Below are 14,364 nucleotides of genomic sequence, written 5' to 3'. Positions count from 1 at the left end.
ACCGACCATCCACGTCAACAATGTGGCGTTCTTCGGGCCGGTGCTGTCCAAGATCCCGCGCGGCGAGGAGGCGGGCAAGCTGTGGGACGCCTCGGTGGCCTTCGCGTCCTACCCGCACTTCTTCGAGCTCAAGCGCAGCCGCACGGAGAAGCCCGAATTCGACTAGACCGGTAGGGCGCTGCCCGCCTCCTCGCCGCGCGGGATCTTGGACAGCACCGGCCCGAAGAACGCCACATTGTTGACGTGGATGGTCGGTGTGCCGACGTCGTCGCCCACCGCGTCCATGCCGGCGTGGTGGCTCTTGCGCAGCGCCTCGTCGTAGGCGTCGCTGTTCGCGGCGTCCGCCAGCTCCGAGGGCAACCCCACCTCCGCCAGCGACTGCTTGATCACGTCGTCGAGATCTTTGTTGCCCTTGTTGTGGATCTGGGTGCCCATCGCGGTGTACAGCGGCGCGAGCACCTCGGCGCCGTGAGCCTGTTCGGCGGCGATCGCCACCCGCACCGGACCGAAGGCCTTCGACAAGCGTTCGCGGTATTCGTCGGGCAGGCCCTCGCGGTTTTCGTTGAGCACCGCCAGGCTCATCACGTGAAAGTTCACCTCGATGTCGCGAACCTTTTCCACCTCGAGGATCCAGCGCGAGGTGATCCACGCCCACGGACACAGCGGATCGAACCAGAAGTCTGCTTTGTTCTTCGCGGCGGCGGTGTCAGGCATGGCTGATCCTCTCGTTGGTGGAAAGTCCGATCTGCACAACCGTAGGCCGCTGCGTCCTGTTCCCGGTTTGCCCGACCCGTAAGTTGGACACGTGGCACTTCCGAACCTCACCCGCGACCAAGCCGTCGAGCGCGCTTCGCTGATCACCGTCACCAGCTATCAGATCGACCTCGATCTCACCGACGGTTCCGGGCCTGGTGGCCCACCCGGCGAACGGACTTTCCGCTCGATTACCACCGTGGTGTTCGACGCGCTCGCCGGCGCCGACTCGTTCATCGACATTGCCGCCGACACCATCCGCAGCGCCACCCTCAACGGGCGGGACCTGGATGTCTCCGAATACGACGAGTCGACCGGCATCCCGCTGCGCGGGCTGACCGACCGCAACGTCGTCGTGGTAGACGCGGACTGCCGCTACTCCAACACCGGAGAGGGCCTGCATCGGTTCGTCGACCCGGTCGACAACGAGACCTACCTGTACTCGCAGTTCGAAACCGCCGATGCCAAGCGCATGTTCGCCTGTTTCGACCAACCCGACATGAAGGCGACCTTCGACGTGCGGGTGGCCGCGCCTACGCATTGGAAGGTGATCTCCAACGGCGCGGCGGTGTCGGTGACCGACGGCCTGCACACCTTCGCCACCACACCACGGATGAGCACCTATCTGGTCGCGTTGATCGCCGGCCCGTACGCCGAGTGGAACGACTCCTACACCGACGAGCACGGCGAGATCCCGCTGGGGATCTATTGCCGATCCTCGCTGGCCCAATACATGGACGCCGAGCGGCTGTTCACCCAGACCAAGCAGGGATTCGGCTTCTACCACAAGCACTTTGGCCTGCCCTACGCGTTCGGGAAGTACGACCAGCTGTTCGTCCCCGAATTCAATGCCGGCGCAATGGAAAACGCGGGCGCGGTGACCTTCCTGGAGGACTACGTCTTCCGCAGCAAGGTCACCCGGGCCTCCTACGAGCGGCGCGCCGAGACCGTGCTGCACGAGATGGCGCACATGTGGTTCGGCGACCTGGTCACCATGGCGTGGTGGGACGACCTGTGGCTCAACGAGTCGTTCGCGACCTTCGCATCGGTGCTGTGCCAAAGCGAGGCAACGGAATTCACCGAGGCGTGGACGACGTTCGCCACGGTCGAGAAGTCGTGGGCCTATCGGCAGGACCAATTGCCCTCGACGCATCCGATCGCCGCCGACATCCCCGACCTGGAAGCGGTCGAGGTCAACTTCGACGGCATCACCTACGCCAAGGGCGCTTCGGTGCTCAAGCAACTCGTCGCCTACGTCGGGTTGGAGCACTTCCTGGCGGGACTGCGGGATTACTTCCGCGCGCACGCCTTCGGCAACGCCACGTTCGACGACCTGGTCGCCGCGCTGGAGCAGGCGTCGGGTCGTGACCTGTCCGACTGGGGTCAGCAGTGGCTGAAAACGACCGGGCTGAACACGCTTCGACCGGAGTTCGACGTCGACGCTGACGGTAAGTTCACCAGGTTCGCGGTGACCCAGAGCGGCGCCGCCCCGGGCGCCGGTGAGACCCGGGTGCACCGGCTCGCGGTCGGGATCTACGACGACAGCGATTCCAGCGGAACCGGAAAGCTGGTGCGGGTACACCGCGAGGAACTCGACGTTGAGGGCCCGGTCACGGAAGTCCCTGCACTGGTTGGTGTTTCGCGGGGCCAGTTGATTCTGGTCAATGACGACGACCTGACATATTGCTCGTTGCGGCTGGACGCCGAGTCGCTGCGCACCGCGCTGGAGCGCATCGCCGACATCGCCGAGCCGCTGCCGCGCTCGCTGGTCTGGTCGGCCGCCTGGGAGATGACGCGCGAGGCCGAGCTACGAGCACGCGACTTCGTGGCCCTGGTCACTGGCGGCGTGCACGCCGAATCCGAGGTCGGGGTGGCCCAGCGGTTGTTGCTGCAGGCGCAGACGGCGCTGACGTCCTACGCCGAGCAGGGCTGGGCGCGCGAGCAGGGCTGGCCGCAATTCGCCGACCGGCTGCTGGAGTTGGCGCGGGCCGCGCAACCCGGCTCGGATCACCAGCTCGCCTTCGTCAACACGCTGTGCTCGTCGGTGCTGTCGGCCGACCATGTGGCGACGCTGGCCGACCTGCTCGACCGCGACCCCGCCCAGTTGGGCCTGGCCGGCCTCGTGGTCGACACGGACCTGCGGTGGCGGATCGTCACGGCGCTGGCCACCGCCGGCAAGATCGACGCCGACGGGCCCGCCACGCCGTTCATCGACGCCGAGGTCGAACGCGACCCGACCGCCGCCGGCAAGCGGCACGGCGCCCAGGCCGCGACGGCCCGACCCCAGTTGCAGGTCAAGGAGGATGCCTGGACGACGGTGGTCGAGGACGACACCCTGGCCAACATCAGCGCCCGCTCGATCATCGCGGGCATCGCCCCCGCCGGGCAGGCCGAGTTGCTCAAGCCGTTCACCGAGCGCTATTTCGAGGCGATCTCCGGTGTCTGGGCGCGCCGGTCCAGCGAAGTGGCCCAGACGGTGGTGATCGGCCTGTACCCGCACTGGGATATCAGCGACGACGGCATCGCCGCCGCGGACAGGTTCCTGTCCGACCCCGAGGTGCCCGCGGCGTTACGCCGCCTGGTACTCGAGGGCCAGGCCGGAGTGAAGCGTTCGTTGCGGGCGCGCCGTTTCGACGCCGGCGAGGGCTCGGCCCCCACCGACTAAGGCGGAGCCTAGGCCGGATGGTGGCGACCCGCTACGCCCGGCTCCACCGCGCTTGCGATCGCCACTAGGCCGGATGGTGGCGACCCGCAGCGCCCGGCTCCACCGCGCTTGCGATCGCCACTACGCCATATGGTGGCGACCCGCAGCGCCCGGCTCCACCGGGCTTGCGATCGCCATCAGGCCGGATGGTGGCGACCCGCTACGCCCGGCTCCACCGGGCTTGCGATCGCCACTAGGCCGGCGAAATGCCGGCGCTGAGCACGCGGATCGCGCTGACCAGGCCGTCGACCAGGTCGCCCCGCTCGAACGCCGAGGACGCCGCCGCCACCCCCAGCGGCGCGGCCGACTCGGCACCACGGCCACGGACCTGGGTGCCGTAGACCACCTCGATGACCCTCTGGTCGGGCGAGACGGCCAGCAGCACCGCGTTGTCCGGCGTCGGAACGTGGGCCAGGAGTTCGCGGGCCCGCGCGGCGGTGTCGCTGCCCAGGTCGCCCAGATAGATCGCGAACCGCGTCTTGGACGCCCGCGAGCCGAACTTCAGCGCGTCATCCACGGCGACGAGATCTTTGGTCGAGAACGGGAACTGCACCGAGAGCTCGCCGGGCTCGGTGACCCCGGAGATCCGTCCGCTGGTGGTGATGACCCAGCCGCGGGGCAGCTCGGCGGGTTCTCGCGTCGCTACTTCACCACGTGCCACTGGCGCCACCTCCAACTGAGAACTCCGACGTGCCGTGCCCACCATGTCCGCCGTGCGCGTGGCCGACGTCTTCGCCGGTGGCAGCCCACAGGATGGGCGGGTGCGTCCACTTCTCGCCCAGCTTGTAGGACGCCGGGTGCGGACCCTTGCGGGACCAGATGAGCACCGACAGCGCGACTACCAGCAACAGCGGTATTCCGACGATGAACAGGTGGAGATGCATCTGACTCACGAGCCAAACCGTATCCCACGAACCGATCTACCGGCGCGACCGGACACCGGATTGGCGGTCAGGCCGCGCCTTCGCCGAGATAGCGGGCCCAGGCGGGATCCAGTTCCTTGACCGTCGACAGCAGCCGCCAGTGTTGCCCCGTCGGCGGCTGCGGCGGCCGGCGCAGCGCCCAGCCGAGCTCGCTGAGCAGCTTGTCACCCTTGCGGTGGTTGCAGGTCGAGCAGCACGCGACGCAGTTCTCCCAGGAATGGTCGCCGCCGCGGCTGCGCGGCAGCACGTGGTCGACGGTGTCCGCCTTCGCCCCGCAGTAGGCGCAGCAGAACCGGTCGCGGTGCATCAGCGCGGCCCGGGTCATCGGGACGCGCGCGCGATAGGGAACGCGGACGTAGGACCGCAGCTGGATCACCGAGGGCACCACGATGGAGCTGGTCGCCGAGTGGATGACCGGGCCGGCCGGATCGTGGTGCACCACGTCGGCCTTGCCGCAGATCACCATGACGATCGCGCGGCGCATCGGCAGCGCGGTCAGCGGCTCGTAGGTGGAATTCAGCAGCAGGACCCGCCGACGACTCCAGATGGACGCGCTCTCCGAGCGGGCGGGTGGATGGATTTCAACACTGTGCAGGGACGACGCGGTTGTGGGCCCGGTTAACCCTGCCGCGGCTACCGGACTGCGGTGGCTGCGGCGTCTCTTGCCCTGCGCCATAGATCCTCCGCGAACAGTCCACCATGATTCGCCGACAATCGCACCCCTATTGCAGGTGAAACGCCGTGTCCAGCCGGTGAACAGCGGGCATGGGGTCGGGCCGGCTGGGCTCGGCGCCGCCGCGATGCACCACAATGGACGGCGATGGATCAGGTCAGCTTTTACGACGCGATCGGCGGCGCCGAGACGTTCCACGCGATCGTGTCGCGCTTTTACGCCCAGGTCCCTGAGGACGAGATCCTGCGTGAGCTGTATCCGCTGGACGACCTGGAGGGTGCCGAAGAACGGTTGCGGATGTTCCTCGAGCAGTACTGGGGCGGCCCGCGCACCTACTCCGACCGGCGCGGACATCCCCGGCTGCGGATGCGTCACGTGCCGTTCCGGATCACTCCCCTGGCACGTGACGCGTGGCTGCGGTGCATGCACACCGCCGTCGCGTCCATCGATTCGCAGACACTCGACGACGAACACCGTCGCGCGTTGCTCGACTATCTGGAAATGGCTGCGCACTCACTCGTCAACGCGCCCCTGTGAGGGCGAACCTATCGGCCCACGAAACGAAGCGGGGTGGAATGGAGTCCAAGCCGTGGTGGTCAAGCGCGGTGTTCTATCAGGTGTACCCGAGGTCCTTCGCCGACAGTGACGGCGACGGCGTCGGCGATCTGGACGGGGTGACGGCGCACCTGGACCACCTGGAGCGACTGGGTGTGGACGCGATCTGGCTCAATCCGGTCACCGTGTCCCCGATGGCCGACCACGGCTATGACGTCGCCGATCCGCGTGACATCGACCCGCTGTTCGGCGGGATGGCCGCCATCGAACGGCTGATCGCCGCCGCGCACGAGCGGGGCATGAAGATCACCATGGACGTGGTGCCCAACCACACCAGTTCGGCGCATCCGTGGTTCGCCGCGGCGCTGGCCGCCGGGCCCGGCACCGACGCGCGGGAACGCTACTTCTTTCGCGACGGCCGCGGCGAGCTCGGCGAGCTGCCGCCGAACAACTGGGCCTCGGTGTTCGGCGGCTCGGCGTGGACGCGCGTGGTCGAACCCGACGGCAACCCCGGCCAGTGGTACCTGCACCTCTTCGATGCCGAGCAGCCCGACCTGAACTGGGAGCACCCGGACGTCTTCGACGACTTCGAGAAGACGCTGCGGTTCTGGCTGGAGCGCGGCGTGGACGGTTTCCGCATCGACGTGGCGCACGGCATGGCCAAGCCGGCCGGCCTGCCCGACTCCCCCGACGTCGAGTCCAGGGTGCTCAGCCACACCGACGACGACCCGCGCTTCAATAACCCGAGCGTGCATGACATCCACCGCGACATCCGCAGGGTGGTCAACGACTATCCCGGGGCGGTGACCGTCGGCGAGGTCTGGGTCACCGACAACGTCCGCTGGGCCGAGTATCTGCGTCCCGACGAACTGCACCTGGGCTTCAATTTCCGGTTGACCAAGATCGACTTCGACGCCGCCGAGATTCGCGACGCGATCCAGAACTCGCTGGCCGCCACCGCCCTGCAGGACGCAGTCCCGACCTGGACGCTGTCCAACCACGACGTCGGCCGGGAGGTCACCCGCTACGGCGACGGCGAGGTCGGGCTGCGCCGCGCCCGCGCGATGGCCCTGGTGATGCTCGCCCTGCCGGGTGCGGTGTTCATCTACAACGGCGAGGAGCTGGGGCTGCCCGACGTGGACCTGCCCGACGAGGTGCTGCAGGACCCGACGTGGGAGCGCTCCGGCCACACCGAGCGCGGCCGGGACAGGTGCCGGGTGCCGATCCCCTGGTCGGGTCAGGAGCCGCCGTTCGGGTTCTCCTTCTCGTCCGAGACGTGGTTGCCGATGCCGGCGGAATGGGCGACGCTGACCGTCGAAAAGCAGAGCGGTGATCCCGACTCCACCTTGTCGTTTTTCCAGCGGGCGATCGAATTGCGAAAGCGCCGTGTGGAATTCGACGGCGTGGGCGTCGAATGGCTGGACGCGGCCGGCGATGCGGTGATCTTCCGGCGGCCCGGTGGGCTGGTCTGCGTGCTCAACAGCGGCGACTCGCCGGTGCCGCTGCCGGCGGGCGAGCTGATCCTGGCGAGCGCGCCGCTGCTGGAGGGCAAACTCCCGCCGGATGCCGCGGCCTGGCTGGCGTAGCCGGCCCGGCCGCCCCGCTGCAGCCACGGTGAGCATTTCCCGGCTGACTGCTCTATATGTGGTGGATGGCTTCCTACGAGTGGACAGTGATCGGCGCCGGCCCGGCGGGCATCGCCGCGGTGGGAAGGTTGCTGGATCACGGGGTCGCGGCCGAACGGATCGCCTGGGTCGATCCAGCCTTCGCTGCCGGAGACATCGGCCAGAAGTGGCGGTCGGTGTCGAGCAACACCCACGTCGCGCTCTTTCTCGAATACTTCAACGGCTCCAAGGCGTTTCGGTTCTCAGAAGCGCCACCCATGCCGCTCAAGGAGGTCGATCTCCAGGAGACCTGTGCGCTCGGCCTGCTGGCCGAACCCTTGGTGTGGGTCACCGAGCAGCTGCGTGAGCAGGTCGACGACTTCACCACGACCGCCACCGAGTTGTCTTTGCAGGACCGCCAGTGGCGGGTCCAGACCGAACAACGGGAGATCTTTTCCAGGAACGTGATCCTGGCCGTGGGCGCGGACCCCAAAAAACTTCGCCACGCCGATCTCGAGGAGATCGAAGTCCAGGTCGCCCTGGATCCCGAGAAGCTCGCCCAGGAGCCGCTCGAGGGGGCGACGGTCGCCGTGTTCGGCTCGTCACACACGTCGATGATCGTCCTGCCCAACCTGCTGCGCCATCCCGTCAAGCGGATCATCAATTTTTACCGGAGCCCGCTGAAATACGCTGTCTATCTTGACGATTGGATACTGTTCGACGACACGGGGCTGAAGGGCCGGGCGGCTGTTTGGGCGCGGGAGAACATCGACGGGGTGCTTCCGGACCGCCTGGAGAGGTGCTGGGTGTCCAGCCCGCAATTCGCGGAGAAACTGGCGCAATGCGACCGGGTCGTCTACACCGTCGGCTTCGAACGCAGGAAGTTGCCCGAGACCCCGCAATGGGGCCAGCTGGATTACCACCGGACCAACGGGATCCTTGCCCCCGGACTGTTCGGGGTTGGCATCGCGTTCCCCCAGTACGCCGAAGACCCCTACGGGTACGGGCAGTTTCGGGTGGGCCTGAAGAAATTCATGGACTATCTCGACGCCGTCCTGCCGCTGTGGCTGCTCTACGGCCCCTGATCTTCGCGGACGGTCCCGGCCCGCGGCGGCTTTAAACTCAGCCTGATCCGTTTGCGACGTCGCCCGCGACCGGGCGCGTCAGCCCAGCAGCAGCGCGGGATCGCCGCGGCGGCGATACACCGAACCGAACCGGGCGTCGAGGCGCAACCACGTCGGCAGTATCCGGACCCGGATCAATTCGTCGGCGCCGACCGCATCAGGCGACTGCGGCAGAAAACCCATCGCGGTCAGCGCGAACACGCAGCGCATCGGCAGCCCGACCTGAACGTCGGCCGAACTGACCTGAATGACCTCCTGGTCGAGCAGCGACACCGGCGGCCCGTGAGAACTGCTGTGCTCCTTGGCAAGTTGGGCTCCGCGTTGCGCGAGGTTCAGCATCACCCGGGCCGGGATGTCCTCGAGGTGGGTGAAGCCGGATTCCGGCGGCAACGCACCCCGCCACGCCGAATCCATCGCGAAGCCCGGATCGACATGCCCCGAGTCGTCCATCGCGGACAGGCCACGCGCCAGCGCGTCGGCGCCCACCGACAGATCGGCGGGCCGCACCTCGCCGACCACTACCCGGCTCGCCAGCACGTCGAAACCCGTTGCGACCCAGGCGGTCAGCAGACCCGGCGACCGGGTCCGGAATCGGATGATCGCGGCGTCATCGAGTCGCAGGGCGCGGTCGACGAACGCGGCCAGATCCTTGCGGTGTGCGGCCCTGGCATCGGCACCCAGCCAAAGTCCGCGGTCGGCTACCTGATCCACCGTTGTAGATACTCCCGATGCTGTGGCGAGAGTCGCACCAGGCGCTCCTCCTCGATGTGGACGGCGGCCAGTTGCGTCTCGGCGATGACGGCGGGCTTCGACGCCGGGTCCGCGGAGACCGATCGCACCTCATAGCCCAGCGTGAAGTCGACGGCCCGCAGCCGCTTGGTCCACATCGTCACCTGCAGCGGTGAATCGATCAGCCGCAGCTGGCCTTTGTAGGTCACCTTGACCTCGGCGATGAGCAAACCGATGGTCATGATGTCCACCTCGAACGCTTCGCGCAGGAACTGGACGCGCGCCTCCTCGAGGATGGTGACCATGGTGGCGTGGTTGATGTGCTGATACATGTCGATGTCCGACCAGCGCACTGGCACGGGCGCGACGAAGCCGAAGCTCAACTTGATGATCCTCTTCCACTGGTGCGGGTCATGCGACGTATTTGTCGGGCGGCGACGGACAGCGTCGCGAGATCCTTGTTTCCGCTTTCCTGGATCTCGATGAGTGTTCGGCGGGCCCGCTCGACCCGGGAGGCACTCAGGTGTTCCCACTCGGCGATCTTCTCTTCACCACTTTCGTCCGGCTCGCCCACGGCGAGCACATCGAAGCACAGCGACCGCAACGAAGCATAGATGTCGTCACGAATCGCCAACCGCGCCAAGGAGTGCCAGCGGTCTCGCCGCGGCAGTTCGGATACCGCCGTCAACAGCCTGTCGGTGCCCAGCCGGTCCATGAGCGCGAAATAGGTGTCCGCGACCTCGGCGGCGTCGATGTCGTTGATGTCACCGATGTCGATGATGTCGAGCAGGCTGAAGCGGTAGAGGCCGGCGGCCACCATGTAGGCCAGGTCTTCCGGCGCGCCCTGCGAGGCGAATTCGGCGGCTTCGGACTCCACGATCGCCTTGTCGTCGCCGCGCAGCCACTCCGACATGCGCGGCGTCAGCGCCTGGACCTTGGCGGCGAACCGGTTGATCTCGGCCCCGACCGCCAGCGGCTGCGGACGGTAGTTGAGCAGCCACCGCCCGGCACGGTCGATCAGCCGCCTGGTGTCCAGCGTGAGCCGATCCGACAGTGCCACCGGCAAATTCGCCGCGCGGATGCGCCGCCAGATCTCCCCCACGCCGAAGATCGCGTCGGTGGCGACGTAGGTGCGCACCGCGTCGACCGACCCGACGCCGACGTCTTCGGTGATCCGGAACGCGTAGCTGATCCCCGCGGCGTCCACCAGGTCGTTGATCAGCATGGTGGTGACGATCTCGCGGCGCAGCTGATGCGTGCGAATCTCCGCAGTGAACCGTTCCCGCAACGGCTTTGGGAAGTACAGCGGCAGCCGGGACGCGAAGACGTCCTGTTCGGTCAGCTCGGTTTGGAGCATCTCCTCCTTGAGGCCCAGCTTCACGTGCGCCATCAAGGTGCACAGCTCCGGTGAGGTGAGCCCGATGCCGGCCTCGGCGCGGCGCCCGATCTCCTTCTCCGTGGGCAGCGCTTCCAGCTCGCGGTGGATGCCGCGCTCGTCCACCAGGTACTGGATCAGCCTGGCGTGCACGGGAAGCAGGCTGGCCGCGTTGGCGCGGCTGGTGCCGATCAGGTCGTTCTGTTCCTCGTTGTCGGTGAGCACCAGCTGCGCGACCTCGTCGGTCATCGATTCCAGCAGCGGCTTGCGCTCTTCCGGCTTGACCTTGCCCGCGGTCACCAGGGCATCGATCAGGATCTTGATGTTGACCTCGTGGTCCGAGCAGTCCACGCCGGCCGAGTTGTCCATGGCATCGGTGTTGATCCGGCCACCCGCCAGATCGAACTCCACCCGGCCCAACGCCGTCACCCCGAGGTTGCCGCCTTCGCCGATCACTTTGGCGCGCACCTGGTTTCCGTTGACCCGCACCGGATCGTTGGCGCGATCGCCGACGTCGGCGTCGGACTCGGACTCCGCCTTGATGTAGGTACCGATCCCGCCGTTGAACAGCAGATCGACCGGCGCCTGCAGGATCGCCTTGATCAGATTGGGTGGTGTCATCTCGGTGACCCCATCCTCCGAGCCGTCGATGCCCAACGCCTCGCGAACCTGGGGGCTGACCGGAATCGCCTTCTGCTCACGGCTGTACACCCCGCCGCCCTCGCTGATCAACGACGTGTCGTAATCCTCCCAGCTGGAGCGCGGCAGGTCGAACATCCGCTGGCGTTCCTCCCAGGAAGCCGCGGCATCGGGATCGGGATCCAAGAAGATGTGCCGGTGGTCGAAGGCGGCGAGCAGCCGGATGTGCTTGCTCAGCAGCATGCCGTTGCCGAAGACGTCGCCGCTCATGTCGCCGATTCCCACCACGGTGAAATCCTGCGCCTGCGTGTCGATGTCCATCTCCCGGAAGTGCCGTTTGACGGCCTCCCACGCGCCCTTGGCGGTGATGCCCATGGCCTTGTGGTCGTAACCGACCGATCCACCGGACGCGAACGCGTCGCCCAACCAGAACCCGTAGGACTTGGCGACATCGTTGGCGATGTCGGAGAAGGTCGCGGTGCCCTTGTCGGCCGCGACCACCAGGTACGCGTCATCGCCGTCGCGCCGGATGACTTCGGGTGGCGGGTTCACCTTTCCGGTCGCATGGTCGACGTTGTCGGTGACGTCGAGCAGGCCGGAGATGAACAGCTGATAACAGGCGACGCCCTCGGCGCGGCTGGCGTCGCGGTCGGCGGCGGCGTCGCCGGTGGGCAGCGGTGGCCGCTTGAGGACGAATCCGCCCTTGGCGCCGACGGGCACGATGACGGCGTTCTTGACCGCCTGCGCCTTGACCAGGCCCAGGATCTCGGTGCGGAAGTCGTCTCGACGGTCCGACCAGCGCAGGCCGCCGCGGGCCACCGGGCCGAACCGCAGGTGCACGCCCTCGACCCGGGGCGAGTAGACGAAGATCTCGTATTTCGGGCGGGGCAGCGGCAGCTCGTCGACCAGCTGGGCGTCCAGCTTGATCGCTAACACATTGCGCGCCCGGGCCGAACCTTCGCGTGTAACAAAGTAATTCGTGCGCAACGTGGCCTGCACCAGCGACGCGAAGGCACGCAGGATGCGGTCGGTGTCCAGGCTTACCAACGCGTCGATGTCGGCGGCCACCGCCGCGGCGGCCGCCTGCGCATCGCGGGTCGACGACGGCTCGGGGCTGGGGTCGAACAACGCCTCGAACAGCGCTACCAGCGATCGCGCGGTCGAGGGGTGCTCGTTGAGCACCGACTCGATATAGGACTGGCTATAGGGGAAGTTGGCCTGCCGCAAGTACTTTGCGTAGGCCCGCAACAACACGACCTGCTGCCAGCGAAGGCCGGCACGCATCACCAGCTCATTGAACCGGTCGATCTCAAGGCGGCCCTGCCAGATGGCGGTGACCGCGTCGGCGAACCGCTCGGCCATCGCGTCGCGCTCGGCTTGCGTCGAGGCCAGCCGGACGGTTGGGTGCGGTGAGATCTTGAACTGATAGATCCACACCGGCAGCCCGTCGGACCGCTCGACGGTGAACGGCCGCTCCTCGAGCACCACCACGCCCATGCTCTGCAGCATCGGCAGTAGCTGGCTCAGCGAGGCGGTGCGTCCGCCCAGGAACCAGGTGAGCTGGGCGGACCCGTCCTCGTTCTCGGTGAACACCAGCTTGACCGAGTTGTCTTGCAGCGCATTGATGATGGCGATGTGATCGATCGCGTCGGCCGGGGTGACGGCCTGCTTGTAGACCTCGGAGAAGGCGGCCGCGTAGTACTCGGCGTCGGCATGGCCCACCGAACCTTCGGCGGCGGCGGTGATGAGCCGGTCGGCCCAGGTCCGCGCGGCTTCGCTCAGCAGCGCCTGGATGCGGATCCGGTTGTCTTCGGAGACGTCGACCGGCGTGGCGTCGGGGCCTTCGGACGGCAGCCGGACCATGAAATGCATGAGGGCCCAAGGTGATTCGCTGACCCGGGCGGTGAATTCCAGCCTGGTGCCGCCGAATTCATGCACCAGGATGTCCTCGATCTGCAGGCGCACCGCCGTGGTGTAGCGGTCACGCGGCAGATACACCAGGCAGGAAACGAAGTACTGCAGCCGGTCGGCACGCAGGAACAGCAACGCGTTTCGTTGTGGGCCCAGGTCCACCACCGCTTTGGCCATCGCCAGCAGCCGTTCGGCGCTCAGCGTGAACAGCTCCGAACGGGGAACGGTCTGGATGACGTCGAGCAGTAGCTGGCCCGGGTGGATCGGGTCGTTGTCGGCCATGGCCAGCGCCTCACGGACCCGGCGCGAAATCGTCGGGATCTCCAGGACGTCGGCGTTCATGGCGGCCACCGTGAACAACCCGACGAAGCGATGCTCGATCACGGCGCCATCGACGTATTCGCGGACCGCGATGGCATACGGGTAGGCGCCGTAGCGCAGGTAGCTGCCCACCACGGATTGCGCCAGGACCAGCAGCCGGTCCTCGTCGGTCAGCCGGGGGCGCGAGCCGGTGCGGGTCCGCAGGACGCCCAGGCCCGGCGACCCGTCGCCGGAGACCTGGCCGTCGTGCACGTGGCAGCGCTGGTAGCCGAGCAGGAGGAAGTTGCCGTTGCCCAGCCAGCGCAACAGCGCCGCGACGTCGTCGCGGTCGGGGGCCGAGAAGTGGCCGTCGGCATTGGTTTCCACCTGCGCGGCCAGGTCGTCCAGGGCGGCGATCAGGGTCGAGGCGTCGCTGGCGACCTGTTGCACGTCGGCGAGCACCTTGGGCAGCAGCCGCTCGACCTCGGTGAGCCCCTTGCTGTCGACCGACGGCAACAGCTGCACGTGGATCCACGCCTCACCCTCGTATTGCGATGCGCCCTCGGCTTTCGCCTGCACACGCAGCAGCTCGCCCTCCGGGCTGCGCAGCACGTCGAACACCGGCGTCATGATCGCCGTGTACGGGACGCCGAGCCGGTGCAGCAGCACGGTGACCGAATCCATCAGCATGCCGCCGTGGTCGGTGACCACCTGCAGCGCGGGCCCGAACCCGGCGGGGTCGTCGGCCGGGTACACCGCGACGCGGCTTTCGCCGGCGGGCCGGTGCAGGCCGAGGCGATAGTGGGCGCTCAGCATGGCCGGGGTCACGATCGCCGCCGGCACGGTCAAGTCGATGGGCCTGGTTTCCGCGCCGCCCGACTCGTCGCTATGCGGACCGCGATAGCTCTCTACGTAGGCCCTCGAGATCCACTCGGGAATGTCTCGCTGCTGGGTGAAGGTCGTCCACGGCTCGAGATCGTGTCTGGCTTCGGGATCGATCGTCATGCCGATAGCTCCCAACTGGCGACGGTGGTCAGTGCGCTCGGTCGCCCCGCTGGGTGGCGGTGCGGGGCA

The 14,364-nt window shown here is 67.5% G+C and carries 10 protein-coding genes and 2 pseudogenes; 5 read left to right on the top strand and 7 right to left on the bottom strand.

Annotation, left to right across the window (positions count from 1 at the left end):
- Positions 1 to 166 (top strand): annotated as a pseudogene (locus tag A5646_RS20075) (Rv2466c family mycothiol-dependent reductase); the annotation flags it as partial.
- Between the two features lie 14 nt (positions 167 to 180).
- On the opposite strand, the pseudogene A5646_RS20070 reads toward A5646_RS20075, so the two are convergent.
- Positions 181 to 714, bottom strand: a pseudogene (locus tag A5646_RS20070) (DsbA family protein); the annotation flags it as partial.
- Between the two features lie 91 nt (positions 715 to 805).
- Between A5646_RS20070 and pepN the strand changes: the two are divergent.
- Positions 806 to 3,418 (top strand): aminopeptidase N, encoded by a 2,613-nt coding sequence (gene pepN / locus A5646_RS20065; protein WP_067023759.1) that lies wholly within the window; start codon positions 806 to 808, stop codon positions 3,416 to 3,418.
- Between the two features lie 232 nt (positions 3,419 to 3,650).
- On the opposite strand, the gene A5646_RS20060 is transcribed toward pepN, so the two are convergent.
- The 3 genes from A5646_RS20060 to A5646_RS20050 form a co-directional block, all read right to left on the bottom strand.
- Positions 3,651 to 4,118, bottom strand: a complete 468-nt coding sequence (locus tag A5646_RS20060) for a DUF5130 domain-containing protein (RefSeq protein ID WP_066860241.1) — start codon at positions 4,116 to 4,118, stop codon at positions 3,651 to 3,653.
- Complete coding sequence (locus A5646_RS20055) at positions 4,105 to 4,341, bottom strand: hypothetical protein (RefSeq protein WP_066860244.1); 237 nt, start codon at positions 4,339 to 4,341, stop codon at positions 4,105 to 4,107. The genes A5646_RS20060 and A5646_RS20055 overlap by 14 nt, the downstream gene beginning before the upstream one ends.
- A gap of 67 nt (positions 4,342 to 4,408) precedes the next feature.
- Positions 4,409 to 5,056, bottom strand: a complete 648-nt coding sequence (locus tag A5646_RS20050; protein WP_066860247.1) for an HNH endonuclease — start codon at positions 5,054 to 5,056, stop codon at positions 4,409 to 4,411.
- Positions 5,057 to 5,200: 144 nt separating this feature from the next.
- Between A5646_RS20050 and A5646_RS20045 the strand changes: the two genes are divergently transcribed.
- The 3 genes from A5646_RS20045 to A5646_RS20035 all read left to right on the top strand — a co-directional run bounded on the left by A5646_RS20045 (position 5,201) and on the right by A5646_RS20035 (position 8,297).
- A complete protein-coding gene (locus tag A5646_RS20045) occupies positions 5,201 to 5,590 on the top strand; it encodes a globin (protein ID WP_066860250.1) in 390 nt (129 codons plus the stop codon).
- Positions 5,591 to 5,628: 38 nt separating this feature from the next.
- Positions 5,629 to 7,194 carry a glycoside hydrolase family 13 protein gene (locus A5646_RS20040; RefSeq protein ID WP_066860253.1) on the top strand — a complete coding sequence of 522 codons (1,566 nt, stop codon included), beginning with the start codon at positions 5,629 to 5,631 and terminating at the stop codon, positions 7,192 to 7,194.
- 86 nt (positions 7,195 to 7,280) lie between these two features.
- Entirely contained in the window at positions 7,281 to 8,297 is a 1,017-nt protein-coding gene (locus tag A5646_RS20035; protein WP_067023764.1) for a pyridine nucleotide-disulfide oxidoreductase, read from the top strand.
- 78 nt (positions 8,298 to 8,375) lie between these two features.
- Here the strand turns inward: A5646_RS20035 and A5646_RS20030 are convergent, their stop codons facing one another.
- Genes A5646_RS20030 through A5646_RS20020 form a run of 3 tightly spaced genes read right to left on the bottom strand, consistent with a single transcriptional unit; the run spans position 8,376 to position 14,295 of the window.
- Positions 8,376 to 9,047: a hypothetical protein gene (locus tag A5646_RS20030; RefSeq protein WP_067023755.1), complete on the bottom strand. Its 672-nt coding sequence runs from the start codon at positions 9,045 to 9,047 to the stop codon at positions 8,376 to 8,378.
- A complete protein-coding gene (locus A5646_RS20025) occupies positions 9,035 to 9,448 on the bottom strand; it encodes a thioesterase family protein (protein ID WP_067023752.1) in 414 nt (137 codons plus the stop codon). Before A5646_RS20025 ends, A5646_RS20030 begins: the two co-directional genes overlap by 13 nt.
- Entirely contained in the window at positions 9,445 to 14,295 is a 4,851-nt protein-coding gene (locus tag A5646_RS20020) for an NAD-glutamate dehydrogenase (protein WP_067023749.1), read from the bottom strand. Before A5646_RS20020 ends, A5646_RS20025 begins: the two co-directional genes overlap by 4 nt.
- Positions 14,296 to 14,364 lie beyond the last annotated feature (69 nt).

This window comes from Mycobacterium sp. 1245499.0, from assembly GCF_001673615.1.
Taxonomy (GTDB): Bacteria; Actinomycetota; Actinomycetes; order Mycobacteriales; family Mycobacteriaceae; genus Mycobacterium; species Mycobacterium europaeum_A.
This window is presented reverse-complemented; position numbering and strand designations above follow the sequence as displayed.

Coding starts and splice junctions, on each gene's coding strand:
- A5646_RS20040 (WP_066860253.1), top strand. CDS start 5,629: ATGGAGTCCAAGCCGTGGTGGTCAAGCGCGGTGTTCTATCAGGTGTAC.
- A5646_RS20045 (WP_066860250.1), top strand. CDS start 5,201: ATGGATCAGGTCAGCTTTTACGACGCGATCGGCGGCGCCGAGACGTTC.
- A5646_RS20050 (WP_066860247.1), bottom strand. CDS start 5,056: ATGGCGCAGGGCAAGAGACGCCGCAGCCACCGCAGTCCGGTAGCCGCG.
- A5646_RS20020 (WP_067023749.1), bottom strand. CDS start 14,295: ATGACGATCGATCCCGAAGCCAGACACGATCTCGAGCCGTGGACGACC.
- A5646_RS20055 (WP_066860244.1), bottom strand. CDS start 4,341: ATGCATCTCCACCTGTTCATCGTCGGAATACCGCTGTTGCTGGTAGTC.